The sequence below is a fragment of the Pseudomonas phytophila genome (genome assembly GCF_025643095.1).
Taxonomy (GTDB): Bacteria; Pseudomonadota; Gammaproteobacteria; order Pseudomonadales; family Pseudomonadaceae; genus Aquipseudomonas; species Aquipseudomonas quasicaspiana.
This window is the reverse complement of record NZ_CP081201.1, coordinates 1,337,525-1,351,406: the sequence shown is the minus strand read 5'-3', so window position 1 is coordinate 1,351,406 and position 13,882 is coordinate 1,337,525. Positions and strand designations below refer to the sequence as shown.

14 protein-coding genes are annotated in these 13,882 nt (G+C 56.6%); 4 read left to right on the top strand and 10 right to left on the bottom strand.

Annotation, left to right across the window (positions count from 1 at the left end; translation table 11 throughout):
- Window positions 1–240: 240 nt before the first annotated feature.
- Genes K3169_RS05930 through K3169_RS05920 form a run of 3 tightly spaced genes read left to right on the top strand, consistent with a single transcriptional unit; the run spans window position 241 to window position 3,880 of the window.
- Window positions 241–1,668 carry a di-heme oxidoredictase family protein gene (locus K3169_RS05930; RefSeq protein ID WP_263270582.1) on the top strand — a complete coding sequence of 476 codons (1,428 nt, stop codon included), beginning with the start codon at window positions 241–243 and terminating at the stop codon, window positions 1,666–1,668.
- A gap of 33 nt (window positions 1,669–1,701) precedes the next feature.
- Window positions 1,702–2,766: an imelysin family protein gene (locus K3169_RS05925; RefSeq protein ID WP_263270580.1), complete on the top strand. Its 1,065-nt coding sequence runs from the start codon at window positions 1,702–1,704 to the stop codon at window positions 2,764–2,766.
- Window positions 2,767–2,782: 16 nt separating this feature from the next.
- Window positions 2,783–3,880: a DUF1513 domain-containing protein gene (locus K3169_RS05920; protein WP_263272232.1), complete on the top strand. Its 1,098-nt coding sequence runs from the start codon at window positions 2,783–2,785 to the stop codon at window positions 3,878–3,880.
- Window positions 3,881–3,975: 95 nt separating this feature from the next.
- Here K3169_RS05920 and K3169_RS05915 read toward each other — a convergent pair whose 3' ends face one another.
- The 10 genes from K3169_RS05915 to K3169_RS05870 all read right to left on the bottom strand — a co-directional run bounded on the left by K3169_RS05915 (window position 3,976) and on the right by K3169_RS05870 (window position 13,339).
- Window positions 3,976–4,203 carry a hypothetical protein gene (locus K3169_RS05915; protein WP_099270907.1) on the bottom strand — a complete coding sequence of 76 codons (228 nt, stop codon included), beginning with the start codon at window positions 4,201–4,203 and terminating at the stop codon, window positions 3,976–3,978.
- On the bottom strand, window positions 4,203–4,919 hold the full coding sequence (locus K3169_RS05910) for a lipopolysaccharide kinase InaA family protein (protein ID WP_263270578.1): 717 nt from the start codon (window positions 4,917–4,919) through the stop codon (window positions 4,203–4,205). Before K3169_RS05910 ends, K3169_RS05915 begins: the two co-directional genes overlap by 1 nt.
- Window positions 4,920–4,924: 5 nt before the next feature.
- Window positions 4,925–5,605 (bottom strand): class I SAM-dependent methyltransferase, encoded by a 681-nt coding sequence (locus K3169_RS05905; protein ID WP_263270576.1) that lies wholly within the window; start codon window positions 5,603–5,605, stop codon window positions 4,925–4,927.
- 210 nt (window positions 5,606–5,815) lie between these two features.
- Window positions 5,816–7,096, bottom strand: a complete 1,281-nt coding sequence (locus K3169_RS05900; RefSeq protein ID WP_099270910.1) for a sensor histidine kinase — start codon at window positions 7,094–7,096, stop codon at window positions 5,816–5,818.
- The gene (colR, locus tag K3169_RS05895; RefSeq protein ID WP_027900279.1) at window positions 7,086–7,769 is read right to left on the bottom strand and encodes a two-component system response regulator ColR; all 684 of its coding nucleotides are present in this window, start codon (window positions 7,767–7,769) and stop codon (window positions 7,086–7,088) included. The genes K3169_RS05900 and colR overlap by 11 nt, the downstream gene beginning before the upstream one ends.
- 542 nt (window positions 7,770–8,311) lie before the next feature.
- Complete coding sequence (groL, locus tag K3169_RS05890) at window positions 8,312–9,958, bottom strand: chaperonin GroEL (RefSeq protein ID WP_027900278.1); 1,647 nt, start codon at window positions 9,956–9,958, stop codon at window positions 8,312–8,314.
- 51 nt (window positions 9,959–10,009) lie between these two features.
- The gene (locus tag K3169_RS05885; RefSeq protein ID WP_020292988.1) at window positions 10,010–10,303 is read right to left on the bottom strand and encodes a co-chaperone GroES; all 294 of its coding nucleotides are present in this window, start codon (window positions 10,301–10,303) and stop codon (window positions 10,010–10,012) included.
- Between the two features lie 258 nt (window positions 10,304–10,561).
- On the bottom strand, window positions 10,562–11,044 hold the full coding sequence (locus K3169_RS05880) for an FxsA family protein (protein ID WP_099270911.1): 483 nt from the start codon (window positions 11,042–11,044) through the stop codon (window positions 10,562–10,564).
- 66 nt (window positions 11,045–11,110) lie between these two features.
- Complete coding sequence (locus K3169_RS05875; RefSeq protein ID WP_231666314.1) at window positions 11,111–11,842, bottom strand: HugZ family protein; 732 nt, start codon at window positions 11,840–11,842, stop codon at window positions 11,111–11,113.
- 489 nt (window positions 11,843–12,331) lie between these two features.
- On the bottom strand, window positions 12,332–13,339 hold the full coding sequence (locus tag K3169_RS05870; RefSeq protein ID WP_099270912.1) for a DUF481 domain-containing protein: 1,008 nt from the start codon (window positions 13,337–13,339) through the stop codon (window positions 12,332–12,334).
- A gap of 198 nt (window positions 13,340–13,537) precedes the next feature.
- Between K3169_RS05870 and K3169_RS05865 the strand changes: the two genes are divergently transcribed.
- A complete protein-coding gene (locus K3169_RS05865) occupies window positions 13,538–13,867 on the top strand; it encodes an MGMT family protein (RefSeq protein WP_122708340.1) in 330 nt (109 codons plus the stop codon).
- Window positions 13,868–13,882 lie beyond the last annotated feature (15 nt).

The following is a 13,882-nucleotide window of genomic DNA, read 5'->3' as shown; positions in this document are numbered from 1 at the left end:
CCCAGCGATAAATTGCTCGAACAGAGCAAAGCAATGCGTAAAGTCTAAGGGCCGGGAAAAGTCCTTCTGAATATTTTCGGGAAGAAAATAGCTTCGGAACCAAACTGGATAAAGCTGCATGACCAACGATTTCGTAACAACACATTGCACCCACCAAGGCAAACGATAATCCCTCTTATTCAAAAACGACGAGGCTGTTAAGCTTGCACGCCCTGATTTCGGGCTTGTTGCAGGATGGTTATGGCTACGCGGTTGCGTCCCTTTGTTGTGTTGCTCAGTGCTCTGACGATGGGCGCATGCGATGACGCCCCGCGTTTCACCCAGGCTGAGCCGGGCGAGGCGCTGGCGGGTGGCAAGGCGACGGTGAACAAGCGGGACGTGAATGCGTTTTCGATGCCGTCGGCGAATCTGTCTCCGGTGCGGCGTCTGGACTTCAGCGTGGGTAACAGCTTCTTCCGCAGCCCTTGGGTGATTGCACCTTCCACCACAACGGCCCGCGACGGTCTGGGGCCATTGTTCAACACTAATGCGTGCCAGAACTGCCACGTCAAGGACGGTCGCGGTCATCCTCCCGAGCAGGATGATGTCAATGCCGTTTCGATGCTGGTGCGCCTGTCGATCCCGGATGATCCGGCGCAAGCTGAACTGATCAAGAAGAATGGTGTGCTGCCCGAACCTGTCTATGGCGGACAGTTGCAGGACATGGCAGTGCCGGGTGTTGAGCCAGAGGGCCGAGTGCGCATCGAGTACGAGCCCATGCCAGTCAGGTTCCGCGATGGCACTGTGGTCGAACTGCGCAAGCCGACCTTGAGCATCACTCATCTGGGCTACGGCCCGATGCACCCTGAAACCCGCGCTTCGGTGCGTGTCGCACCTCCAATGATTGGCCTGGGGCTGCTGGAGGCGATTCCCGATGCGGCGATTCTGGCCAATGCGGATCCCGATGACAAAGACGGCGACGGCATCTCCGGTCGCCCGAACTGGGTGTGGGACGATGAGCAACAGACTGTCGCCTTGGGCCGTTTTGGCTGGAAGGCCGGGCAGCCCAATCTAAACCAACAAAACGTGCACGCGTTTTCAGGCGACATGGGGCTGACCACCAGCCTGCGCAATTTCGATGACTGCACGCCCACACAGACCGACTGCCTTGCGGCCCCTAACGGCAATGGGCCGGATGGCGAGCCCGAGGTCAGCGACAATATCCTGCGGCTGGTGCTGTTCTACAGTCGCAACCTGGGAGTTCCTGCCCGTCGTAATATTGAAAACCCGCAGGTATTGGCCGGCAAGAATCTGTTTTACGAGGCTGGCTGCCAGCAATGCCATACACCGCAGTTCAAGACACGCCATGATGCTGCCGAGCCGGAACTCGCCAATCAGGTGATACGTCCTTACAGCGACCTGTTATTGCATGACATGGGCGCCGAGTTGGCTGACAATCGCACCGAATTTCAGGCGACCGGGCGCGAATGGCGCACGCCGCCTCTGTGGGGCATAGGTCTGACGCAGACCGTCAGCGGCCACACTCAGTTTTTACACGATGGACGCGCCCGCGATCTGCTCGAAGCGGTGCTGTGGCACGGCGGTGAAGCTCAGGCCGCGCAGCGTCAGGTATTGGCGTTCGATGCCGAGCAACGCGCAGCATTGCTGGCGTTCCTGAATTCGTTATGACTTCTTTCATTTAAAAACTATAAGGAGCCGGACATGTTCCGTCCCAAGTTGCTCTTCACCAGCCTTGCCGCGCTCGCCTTGGGTGCCTGCGCGCCTTCGGACCCGCAAGCGGTCACTTCGGCAGCGATTGCCAAGCAAGTGATCCTGCCGACCTACAGCCGCTGGGTTGATGCTGATCGCAAGTTGGCGACAAGCGCTTTGGCGTTCTGCGAAGGCAAGACTGATCTGGACACTGCCCGCGCTGACTTCCTCTATGCCCAGAAGGCCTGGGCCGAGCTGCAGCCATTGCTGATCGGGCCACTGGCCGAGGGCAATCGTTCATGGCAGGTGCAGTTCTGGCCGGACAAGAAAAATCTGGTCGGCCGTCAGGTGGAACAACTGGTGACCGCCCAACCGCAGATCACCCCCGATGCGTTGGCCAAATCCAGCGTGGTCGTTCAAGGCTTGTCCGCTTATGAATACATCCTGTTCGACGCTGCCATCGACATGGCCAACGCCGAGCAAAAAGCCCGTTATTGCCCGTTGCTGATGGCGATTGGTGAGCGCCAGAAAGCCCTCGCCGAAGAGATCCTCAGCCGCTGGAACAGCAACGACGGCATGCTCGCGCAATTGAGTAAATTCCCCAACCAGCGCTACGCAGACTCTCACGAGGCCATCGCCGAGTTGCTGCGCGTGCAAGTCACCGCACTGGACACGCTGAAGAAAAAGCTCGGCACACCGCTGGGTCGTCAGAGCAAAGGTCAGCCACAACCATTCCAGGCGGACGCATGGCGTAGCCAGTCATCCCTGAGCAGCCTGGAAGCGAGCCTGGCCAGCGCTCAGACGGTATGGGCCGGGGTCGACAACAAAGGTTTGCGTGGTCTCTTGCCCGCCGAGCAGAAACCGCTGGCAGACAAGATCGACGCTGCTTACGCTGCCAGTCGCAAACTGCTGTCGGACCTCAAGCCGCCCCTCGTCGACTTGCTGGCCAGTGAAGAGGGTCGTCAGCAGTTAAATGCCTTCTACGACAGCCTCAATGTCGTACACCGCCTGCATGAAGGCGAACTGGCCAAGGCTCTGGGCATCCAGCTGGGCTTCAACGCCAACGACGGCGACTGACCGGGAGATAAAGATGATGTTGCGACGCCAGGCTTTGGCACTCGGAAGTTTGCTGCTCAGTGCCTGCACCCTGGGCGGCTGGACGCTGTTTCGACAGAAAGGCAAAAGCCCGCTGCTGCTGTCCGCTCGCGATGATGGCGACGGCCAGCACTACGCCGTGGGTTATCGTCTGGATGGTCAACAAGTGTTCGCAACCCGGGTCGGCCAACGCTGCCACGACATCATCAATCATCCAACGCTGAATCTGGCGCTATTCGTCGCCCGTAGACCGGGCACTGAAAGTTATCTGATCGACCTGAATGATGGACGTCTGCTACAGACGATCCACTCGCAACCTGATCGGCATTTCTACGGCCATGCAGTCATCCACAGCAGCGGCGAATGGCTCTACACCACCGAGAATGACACCACCGACCCTGGGCGCGGTGTACTCGGCGTGTATCGGTTTGTGGACGAGCGTCTGGTGCATACAGGGGAAATCTCCACCCATGGTATTGGCCCGCATCAGGTGTCCTGGATGCCTGATGGCGAAACATTGGTGGTGGCCAATGGCGGGATCCGGACTGAAGCGGAAAGCCGCGTCGAAATGAATCTGAACGCCATGCAGCCAAGCCTGGTATTGATGCAGCGCGACGGCACGCTACTAAGCAAGGAAACCCTGGCGCAATCCATGAACAGTGTTCGTCACCTGGGTATCGCCAGCGACGGCACCATCGTCTCGGGTCAGCAATTCATGGGAGACGCCCAGGAGTCCTCGGAGCTGCTGGCGATCAAACGCCCGGGCCAGCCGTTTGTTGCGTTTCCTGTAAGCGAACAGCAACTGGCTTCGATGGGGCATTACACCGCCAGCGTTGCTGTACACAGCGAATTGCGTCTGGTGGCCCTTACCGCGCCACGAGGCAATCGGTTTTTCATCTGGGATCTGAACAGCGGCGCAGTCCGCCTCGACGCTGCCCTGCCCGACTGCGCCGGTGTTGGCGCGGTAACGGATGGATTTGTGGTGACCTCCGGACAAGGCCGTTGCCGTTTTTACGACTGTCGTCAAAACGAGCTGCTCGCAAAGCCTCTGGATCTGCCTGCCGGACTTTGGGACAACCATCTGCATCTGGTTTGAAGCAATCTGGTCTGCGCTGAGCTTGATCTAAAGCCCACATGCAACGAGGCCCCATCACAGGGGCCTTCAGTCAGTGAAGCAGCAAACGCCAATGGCTAGCGCCCGCTACCCGAGCCTTGAGCCAACCCAAACATCAATAACAGCAAGTCGTGACTTGGACTCACCAGGTCGGGAGCTTTTGCGATCCGAGGCAGCGGGCAATGCCCTTCGCCATGTAGAGCGCTCAAAATCTGTGTTCCCGGCTGTACCCAGGCGGCCATTGCAGCGGAGGTCACCGCCAGCGCACCCAGAATAAATAAACCTCGTGCCAGTTCTAGTTTCATCAGTCTAAACCCTTGATAGCGCTGCCAAACGCTGCCTGATAAAAATAGACCAACTTCTGCCAATCCGTTGAAGTGAACGACGAATGGCGACGTAGCTGCTTGAGGTCATGGCGCGCCGCGGCCGCTGCAGTCAGACGGCGGCGGCACTTCTCAAGATCAAGCAATGCGACTTCGGCTTTGGCGTTATCACCTTCGCCAACAACGCGTACAAATATGTGTTTTATATAAAGGCAACTATGCTGCCAGCGGCCCTTATGCATACGCGCCAGATTACCTGCCAATTCATGGAGCAGTTGATCATGCAACGCCTCGCCATGGTGCTCTCGTCCACCTGCGGCGTACCAGTCTTCGATCTCCACAAACCCGTCCAGGGCCGCAGTCACCAGAAGCGCACGCCACTCATGGCTTTTGTCTCGCTGTGCGCCACAGAAGATCAGCCTGGGCACGTTCACATCAAGCCCGCTCAAGCCCTGAATCGCATCACGCTCGCGCAACACCGTCGGGCGCCCGAATGGATGCAGCCAACTGCGATAGGTATGCCCAACCTGCCGTTTGACATAAATCAGTTGGCCATCATCGGCAATTATCCGTTGCACACCGCTCTCACCGCCCCGACGCTGGTTGGGCTCTTCAACCCATTCGCCATGCTGAGTCCAGAAGGAATCGAAACGCTCTTCCTTTGAGTTTGTGGGCTCCATAGCGACTTGTACGCCCATCTTGTTTACCTCTTACGCAGTAAATACACACGCCACATGGCGTACATCGGTAGAAAATCCAGGCGATCCTGAATACGGAATCCAGCCTGTTCAAACTCGGCCTCGACGGTAGCGGCCGGTAACACAAAGCGATTCTGGTAACTATATTGCCCAATCTTCGCTTGCCGCTCTTGCTCGAGGCGCTTGCGTTTCCACGCTTTGAAATTGCCATCGACCCAGAGTGAAATGATCACACTGTCACGTGTAACACGCTGAAACTCCTTTAGCAGAGCGAGGCGATGATCGGCCTGACCGACATGGTGAAGCAACCGCATGCAGAAAATGCTGTCTACGGCGTTGTCGGGTAGATCGATGTCGAAGGCAGATGTGTGCAAGGGTTGTACCCTTTTCACCACTTCTGCTGGTTGAGCAGCACAAGCGGTCTTCAGCATGTCAGCCGAATTGTCTGCACCAATGATCATCCGGTTCGACTTTTCAGCCAGCAGTGGCCAGAAACGCCCGGCCCCGCAAGGCAGGTCAAGCACTAACCCCGGATCACCCGCACGATGCAAAGCAGTACGCGCCAATTGCTCATCGCGCCAATGAGACAGGCGGCGCGACAGATTGTCCTTATGCTTTTGCAAATATTGTTGGGCATGTTCGTGGTTGTACTTGCGTGAAAACTCAAGTTCGATTCGCTTGCTCATGGGGGCACCTGCTCATGTCGATGCCGGCAAGATAGTCAGGGCGCTGTCAGCGTCAGGTCATGTCCATGTGAAAAAAGTGTCGGAGGTCTGCACAGATGTTTCCAGATACTTCAAAGGTTTAGCGCCCCTGAGGGCGTAAGGAACACAAAACCGTCAGAGTTATTCAGGAGTTGAAACGGGGAGGCATATCGTTGATGGACGCAGACTGACTTACTTTTTGAGCTTCACACTAAAGCGGCAACCGTTGGGCTCCATCGGGCTCAAGCTGACGCTCCACCCCTGGTTTTCACAGATGCGCTGAACCAGCGAGAGCCCTAATCCAAGCCCCTCACCACGCTGTTCGTTACCCCTCACAAAAGGCTCGAACATGGCCTCGCGCTTTTCTTCAGGGATACCGACCCCGCTGTCCTCCACCAGAAAACCTTCCTGCTGCAACGTCAACGTAATGAAGCCCTGGTCGGTGTAATGCAGGGCATTGCGCAGCAGGTTGCCCATGACAGCATGAAGGAAAGTGGAGTTGTACAGAGTTCCTGAGGGCTGACTGGTGCCAACTGAGCGCACAGTCAGTTGCAGTCCCTTGCTTTCAATAGGGCCGCGCCACAGTGCAATCAGGTCTTCGGCAACACTTTCCAGGGACACCCTGGGAACCATGTTGGCGTCTTCACGCTGGGTGCGCGCCAGCATGAGGAAAGTCTGGACCAGGTCACGCATTTCCTCACACGCCCGGGCAATCCGCTCGACCTGCGCTCTGGCACGAGCATCCAGCGCTGGATTGTCCAGCAACAGCTCGCAGGAGCTGGCCAGTACCATCAATGGGGTTCGCAGTTCATGGCTGACGTCGCTGGTGAACATACGCTCGCGGGTCAACGCCTGACGCAGGCGCCCCAGCGTGGCATCGAAGGCCACGGCCAGTTCTCCTACTTCGTCAGCGGCATAGTCAGGCGCCAATGGAGGTGCCAAACCAAGCAACTGATCGCGATGACGCACTTGCCGGGCCAGTCTTACAACAGGCGCCATGACCCGGCGAGCCAGCACCCAGCCCAGAAATACCGCCAACCCCAAGGCAAGCACGAAACCCACCAGCACGACGGCGAATAACACTCGCTCGCGCTCTTCAAAATCGCTTTGATCTTGAAGCAATGCATAACGTCGACCGTCGACCACTTCGATCATGGCGTGATAGGACAGCGGGCCACGAAACACTTCATGAAAGCCAGGCTCAAGATGCCTGAGGTCGCTGGGTATATCGAAATCGCCAGGGCCGCCGCTGAAATAGAAGAGCTGATCAGGCTCCGGACGGTGACTCCAGTCGCTGACACTGTCGAGCAGCAGCAAACGGTTCAGGTCGCCGCCAAGGCCCGCTGAAATCAGTTTCTCTTCTACCAGATGGACAGTCGCGACGATGCCCATGGCAAAGGAACCTGCCACCAGTGCACTCATCAACGCGAATGCGATGATGATGCGTTGGGCAAGGCTCTGTTTAAACTCCATCCCGGCCCTCGGCCAGGCGGTAACCAACACCGTGCACAGTTTGCAGCAGTGGCTTGTCGAAAGGCTTGTCGATTACCTGGCGCAGTTGATGAACGTGACTGCGCAGACTGTCGCTGTCGGGGCAGTCATCACCCCACAGCGCTTCCTCCAGAACCTCACGACGCAACACGTGGGGGCTTTTCTGCATCAATACGGCAAGCAGCTTCAGACCAACCGGATTGAGCTTGAGCAGACGCCCTTCACGAGTGACTTCCAGTGTATCGAGGTCGTAGACCAGTTCAGCAACTTGCAAGGTACGTCGCCCCCCGCCCTGAGCACGACGCAATACGGCTTCGATGCGCGCAGCCAGCTCGGACAGGGCGAAAGGTTTGAGCAGGTAGTCATCAGCACCGGAGCGGAAGCCTTGCAGGCGATCATCCAGTTGATCACGGGCGGTCAGCATGATGACCGGGGTGTCACGGCGGGCGTCTTCACGCAGTCGCTTGCACAGGGTGTAGCCATCGATGCCGGGCAGCATGATGTCGAGCACGATGAGGTCGTAATGTTCGGTTGCCGCCAGATGTAATCCGGAGAGGCCATCCTGTGCACAATCGACGGTATAGCCTTTCATGCCCAGATAATCGGCAAGGTTGGCCAGGATATCCCGGTTGTCTTCTACAAGAAGAATTCGCATGTGCACGCCCTCCATCTGAAATAGGCTGGCGCAGCTTAAGGCCTATAGGGGGCAAGAGCCAGTGTCAGTTAGGGTTAAGGGTGAAGCGAAGTGATTTTGCTACTGAGTGGCAGCAAAAAAACTCTCTGTGCTTCTGAGTTCTGGTTTCGCCCTGACGGTCGACCCCCTTTGTTTCGGCAAAGGGGGGAAACCATTTATCGCTGACGTGCGGCCCCTGCTTCGCAGGGGTACCTTCGACTCCGGTGCCGTGGTGTGGGCACGCGCCGACGGGCCATCCTTGGCCCAACGGCGCTCGCTCGGCATCCATGCCGAGCGACCCACACCACGACACCTGCGCTCAGCCTTCCGACGCTCGTTTTGCGTTGTTCTTGAGACTTGTATGGGGCAGAGGTCTGCTGAAGCAAAGCAAAGCAAAGCAAAGCAAAGCAAAGCAAAGCAAAGCAAAGCAAAGCAAAGCAAAGCAAAGCAAAGATCCTGCCCATAAAAAAACCCCGCACAAGGCGGGGTTCTTTTATGGGGTACAGCTAGGGGGTGAAACTGGCTTACATCATGCCGCCCATACCACCCATGCCGCCCATGTCTGGCATGCCGCCGCCAGCTGGTGCTTTGTCGTCCGGAGCGTCAGCGATCATGGCTTCGGTGGTGATCATCAGGCTGGCGATAGAGGACGCGGCCTGCAGAGCAGAGCGAGTCACTTTAGCCGGGTCCAGGATACCCATTTCAATCATGTCGCCGTATTCGCCGGTAGCAGCGTTGTAACCGAAGTTACCCGAACCCTGCTTGACCTTGTCGACTACAACGCTTGGCTCGTCACCGGAGTTGGCAACGATCTGACGCAGTGGAGCTTCTACAGCGCGACGCAGCAGAGCGATACCGACGTTCTGATCGGCGTTGTCGCCTTTCAGTTCGGAGATTGCCTGCAGCGAGCGAACCAGCGCTACGCCACCGCCAGGTACCACGCCTTCTTCAACGGCTGCACGAGTAGCGTGCAGTGCGTCTTCAACGCGGGCTTTCTTCTCTTTCATTTCAACTTCGGAACCAGCGCCGACTTTGATGACTGCAACGCCGCCGGACAGCTTGGCCAGACGCTCTTGCAGTTTTTCTTTGTCGTAGTCCGAAGTGGTGTCACCGATCTGCTGACGGATCTGCGAGATACGACCGTCGATGTCAGTGCGAACGCCAGCACCGTCGATGATGGTGGTGTTTTCTTTGTTCAGCACAACGCGCTTGGCATTACCCAGGTGTTCCAGGGTAGTGGTTTCCAGGCTCAGGCCGATTTCTTCGGAGATAACGGTACCGCCAGTCAGAACAGCGATGTCCTGCAGCATTGCCTTGCGACGGTCGCCGAAACCTGGAGCCTTGACGGCTGCAACTTTGACGATACCGCGCATGTTGTTCACAACCAGAGTCGCCAGGGCTTCGCCTTCAACGTCTTCAGCAACGATCAACAGCGGACGACCGGCTTTGGCCACTGCTTCCAGAACAGGCAGCATTTCGCGAATGTTGGAGATTTTCTTGTCGACCAGCAGGAGCAGCGGGCTGTCCAGCTCGGCAACCATGGTGTCTGGCTTGTTGATGAAGTACGGGGACAGGTAACCGCGGTCGAACTGCATGCCTTCAACAACCGACAGTTCGTTTTCCAGGCCCGAGCCTTCTTCAACGGTGATAACGCCGTCTTTGGTCACTTTTTCCATGGCTTCGGCAATGATGTCGCCGATGGAATTGTCGGAGTTCGCGGAGATAGTACCTACCTGAGCGATGGCCTTGGTGTCAGTGCAAGGCTTGGACAGCTTCTTCAGCTCGGCAACGATCGCGATGGTCGCCTTGTCGATGCCGCGCTTCAGGTCCATCGGGTTCATGCCGGCAGCGACGGCTTTCAGGCCTTCGTTGACGATGGCCTGAGCCAGAACGGTTGCAGTGGTAGTACCGTCACCAGCGTCATCGTTAGCACGGGAAGCAACGTCTTTGACCAGCTGCGCGCCCATGTTTTCGAAACGGTCTTTCAGTTCGATTTCTTTGGCAACCGAAACACCGTCTTTGGTGATCAGAGGAGCGCCGAAGCTCTTCTCAATAATAACGTTACGGCCTTTTGGGCCCAGGGTTGCTTTTACTGCGTCAGCCAGGACGTTGACACCGGCGAGCATTTTTTTACGGCCAGAATCGCCGAATTTTACTTCTTTAGCAGCCATGATCGATCTTCCTTAAATACTTTGAGTAGTAACGGAAACTAGTGGGGTGACTCAGGCTTCGACGACCGCGAGAATTTCGTTCTCGCTCATCACCAGCAGGTCTTCGCCATCTACTTTCACAGTGTTGCTGCCGGAGTACGGGCCAAACACCACTTTGTCACCCACTTTCACGGCCAGCGCACGTACTTCACCGTTGTCCAGCACGCGGCCGGTACCCACAGCGAGGATCTCGCCACGGTTAGGCTTTTCAGCAGCCGAACCTGGCAGAACGATACCGCCAGCAGTTTTGGATTCTTCTTCGCTGCGACGGATTACGACGCGGTCATGCAGAGGACGAAGCTTCATTGTCGATCTCCTGATTATGGTTTTTAAACCGCCGGTGATTACACCAGCGAGTTAAACATCCGGCGTTGCCGGTTACGGTTCGACGAGCGAACCGCAGAATACGGTCTGGCAAAAAGGCCAGAAACCTTGCGGTGACCCATACATAAGGGCGGGCATGGTGATTACAAGGCCAGCCGTAGAATTTTTTTGTCGAAAGTTACTGCGTCATGAAACGCACGCGGCACCCTGAGGTGCCGCGTGGTGGGGCTATGAATGGAATTATTTGTCGCGATGCTCGAACTCGCCTTCGATCACATCAGGTTCGCGCGTAGGAGAATGAATCGCACCCGGACGCCCCGGATCGTTACTCGCCGGCATGTCTTCTGCAAATGCACGCTGGCGGATCGCCTGCTCTTCAGCACGTTTGCGCATGGTATTGACCAGCACCTTGCGCGTGATCGGCAGCAGGCAGATGACACCCAGAATGTCGCTGATAAAACCTGGCAACAGCAGCAGACCACCACCAACGGCAATCATCAGACCTTCGAGCATCTGCTGGGCGGGCAACTCGCCGCGGGACAGACTTTCACGCGCGCGCATTGCCGTTGCAAAACCGGCCACGCGAATCACGAACAGGCCCAACAGCGAGGTTGCGACCACCATCAGGAATGTCGGGAAGAAGCCTATCGACATGCCCACCCGTACCAGAACGAAGAGCTCCAGTACCGGAAAAAGAAGGAACAGCAGTAGAAAAACACGCATCAATTGAATTCCTCAACACAAGAATGCCTTGCAGTAGACCCTACGTGACGTCATCAAAGCGTGAATTCAAGCCTCTTGAGTATCACGAGTGGGCCATTTTTCCGCGTGAGCCAGCTGAACCAAGGCTTCGCGGACTTGTTTCGGTGTGTTACAGGGTTCATTGAATGCCAGCCAGTATAGGCTCTGACCGATGCGCAGGTGCATGCCTTCGCTGTCGATACCTGCCAACTGCGCAGCCTCATTTTGCGGCAGACCGGTGAGCTGAACATAGTGAGCAATGGCTTTGGCGTGATCAGCATTCATGTGCTCGACCATGCCGGCTTCAGCGGACCCGGCAAACGGGTTTGCCAGTTCGACATGATCGAGCCAGTGAATGGCACCAAAGCCGCCAATGAAGCGATAGCGCACGGGCACGAGTACCCAGAAATCGAAATCATGGGCGGTGTGATAGCTTTTCGATTCGGGAAAAAAACGGTAATAGCGCTGAGAAGCTGACTCGACGGCGTCTGGATCAACAAGCTTCTGCGCTTCAGCCATCACCGTCACGCGCCCAGTTGCCTGGACATCGTCAGCTTCGCGCTCGCCCACCAGTAATGAGCACTTCGCGTCCTTGCCCAGATTGTGAGTGTGCTGAGCGATGCGGCTGATCAATATCAGCGGTCGCCCGAGATCATCAAGACAATACGGAACAGAAGAGCCAAACGGGAAACCCGGCATGGATTTGGAGTGCGTCGACAGCACGCCCCGGTATTCCTTCAGCAACAACTCTCGCGCCTGCCTGATAGCCTTCACACTCATCCAGTGACACCTCGCAATGAACGCGCCGATGATCGGCGGTTGCCTAAATAAAGCTGAATAATAGCCAGCTGATTGAGCACGCGGATGGGTTTGGAAGACAAGCTAATAATTATTGCGATCAGCTTTTTTGCAGCTCTTGGGGGGAAGTTTCGTGCTGAGATTGGCGTTGACTGTGGGACCGAATTTATTCGGGAAGACTGCATGTCAGGCGACACACCGGCTGAGGATGAACCAGCCCTTTCGCGAATGAATTCGCTCCCACACAGACTGTGTGAAAACTACTGCGCTCGGCAATACTGCGTTAAAAACAGGCGAAAAATGCTCATTTAGAACACCTAGACTCCGCTTTTTCGCCTGTTTTTGCCTTGTCTTGCCGTCGCTCGCTACGTTTTCACACAGTCTGCACGGGATGTTTGGCGCACTACATAATGACGCTCCCGCCGAATCAGGGATGCAACGGGAGATATTTAGAACAGGCTTGCCAGGCGCTTACCAGGTCACACCAAAACCTGCGGTGTAGCGGGTTTTGTCCAGGTCGCCATCACTGGAACCGCTGATGACGTTCTTCTCTGCCTTGAGGTTCAACGATGCCCAGTCAGTGACTTTGTAGCGCAGGCCCACTTCCGCATCCAGCGCGTAGTCAGCGACGTTGCTCAGTGGTCTGCCGAGCTCACCATTGGTGAAGAATTCAACTTTTTTGCCGATCAGGAAGCGGTTGTAGTCCCAGGTGCCGGCGACTGAATAGAAGTTTTCCTTGCTGCCGTTGGAGAACTCGTAGTCAGTGCGGTTAAGCAAGGCGCCCAACTTGAATGCACCCAGTTCGTCATCCCAGAACTGATAGCCAGGACCGGTACCGACGACGCGCTGACGACTCAGGTCTTCAACCTTGTCGCGCTTGTAGCTGATCCGGCCATCCCAGAAAAATTTCTCGGTCAGGAAGCGGTCGATGGAGTACTCGGCACTCCAGTTGTCGGTACTGACCAGATCATCCTGAGTCTCGCGGTTGTAATCGCCTTTGGCGTTATGACGCCACTGGCCATGCCGTGCCGAAGTCTTGAAGGCTACGTTGTAATCATCGGTGTCGTTCTCGGCCTTCTGGAAGTCCATGGCAACATCGATATTGCCCTTCCAGACCAGATCGGTGATGACCGGCTTGGGTTTCAGAATCTGCTGGATGCTGGCCAACTCGACCGTTTTAGGCGCGTCACCGTTGGTCAACGTGACTTTGCCGTCATCAGACGCTTGCAACGATTTGGCAATTTCGCCCTGATACTGGTCCTGCTTGACCATCAACTTCTGGTCGCTCTCAAGCGTTTTGACCTGTTTCCAGTCAACCGGAATAGAACCGCCATAAGCGGTGTCAATCACCAGCTTGCCGCCGTCGAAAAGCTTGATGGTGCCGGTGATTTTGTCGCCATTCTTCAACCAGACGGTATCGGCGAGCAAAGGAGTAGTGGCAACGGAGGCAGCGAGGAACAGCAGAGTTCTAGTCAGCATAAGCAACAAGGAGGCTCAGTTAGCGGAAAATCGGGCATCATCCATAACGGATGACGTCAAGGCAATCGAAGACCGCCGCAGGAACAGAAAAGACAGACAGCAGGAAATCCTTGTAGTTCAAATACCAAGGCCCGCTTATCTAGAAACAGGAGCAACGCGTTGACCAAAAAGCAGCCGGACTCATCGGATCCTGCCGGTATGGACCCGGCTCAGGCGCGGCGTACGGCGCTGTACCTTACGCTCAATCAGGTGCCGGAAGGGAAAGTTGTCAGTTATGGGCAATTAGCGGAGTTGGCGGGTCTGGGTCGCGCGGCGCGCTGGGTCGGACGGACCTTGAGCCAGTTGCCGGACGGCACGTCGCTGCCGTGGCATCGGGTCATAGGCGCTGGCGGCAAGGTCAGTTTGCCCGTCGGCACACCGTCAGGCGACGAACAGCGCGCGCGATTACGCGCAGAAGGCATCATTGTGCAGAACAATCGGTTAGATATCCGGCGTCATGGCTGGCGTCCGATAGAGCACAGCGGTTAGAGTGCGCCCTTTGTT

Bases quoted from the DNA above. Each gene is read 5' to 3' on its own strand.
- K3169_RS05930 (WP_263270582.1), top strand. From the start codon at position 241: ATGGCTACGCGGTTGCGTCCCTTTGTTGTGTTGCTCAGTGCTCTGACG.
- K3169_RS05925 (WP_263270580.1), top strand. From the start codon at position 1,702: ATGTTCCGTCCCAAGTTGCTCTTCACCAGCCTTGCCGCGCTCGCCTTG.
- K3169_RS05920 (WP_263272232.1), top strand. From the start codon at position 2,783: ATGTTGCGACGCCAGGCTTTGGCACTCGGAAGTTTGCTGCTCAGTGCC.
- K3169_RS05915 (WP_099270907.1), bottom strand. From the start codon at position 4,203: ATGAAACTAGAACTGGCACGAGGTTTATTTATTCTGGGTGCGCTGGCG.
- K3169_RS05910 (WP_263270578.1), bottom strand. From the start codon at position 4,919: ATGGGCGTACAAGTCGCTATGGAGCCCACAAACTCAAAGGAAGAGCGT.
- K3169_RS05905 (WP_263270576.1), bottom strand. From the start codon at position 5,605: ATGAGCAAGCGAATCGAACTTGAGTTTTCACGCAAGTACAACCACGAA.
- K3169_RS05900 (WP_099270910.1), bottom strand. From the start codon at position 7,096: ATGGAGTTTAAACAGAGCCTTGCCCAACGCATCATCATCGCATTCGCG.
- colR (WP_027900279.1), bottom strand. From the start codon at position 7,769: ATGCGAATTCTTCTTGTAGAAGACAACCGGGATATCCTGGCCAACCTT.
- groL (WP_027900278.1), bottom strand. From the start codon at position 9,958: ATGGCTGCTAAAGAAGTAAAATTCGGCGATTCTGGCCGTAAAAAAATG.
- K3169_RS05885 (WP_020292988.1), bottom strand. From the start codon at position 10,303: ATGAAGCTTCGTCCTCTGCATGACCGCGTCGTAATCCGTCGCAGCGAA.
- K3169_RS05880 (WP_099270911.1), bottom strand. From the start codon at position 11,044: ATGCGTGTTTTTCTACTGCTGTTCCTTCTTTTTCCGGTACTGGAGCTC.
- K3169_RS05875 (WP_231666314.1), bottom strand. From the start codon at position 11,842: ATGAGTGTGAAGGCTATCAGGCAGGCGCGAGAGTTGTTGCTGAAGGAA.
- K3169_RS05870 (WP_099270912.1), bottom strand. From the start codon at position 13,339: ATGCTGACTAGAACTCTGCTGTTCCTCGCTGCCTCCGTTGCCACTACT.
- K3169_RS05865 (WP_122708340.1), top strand. From the start codon at position 13,538: ATGGACCCGGCTCAGGCGCGGCGTACGGCGCTGTACCTTACGCTCAAT.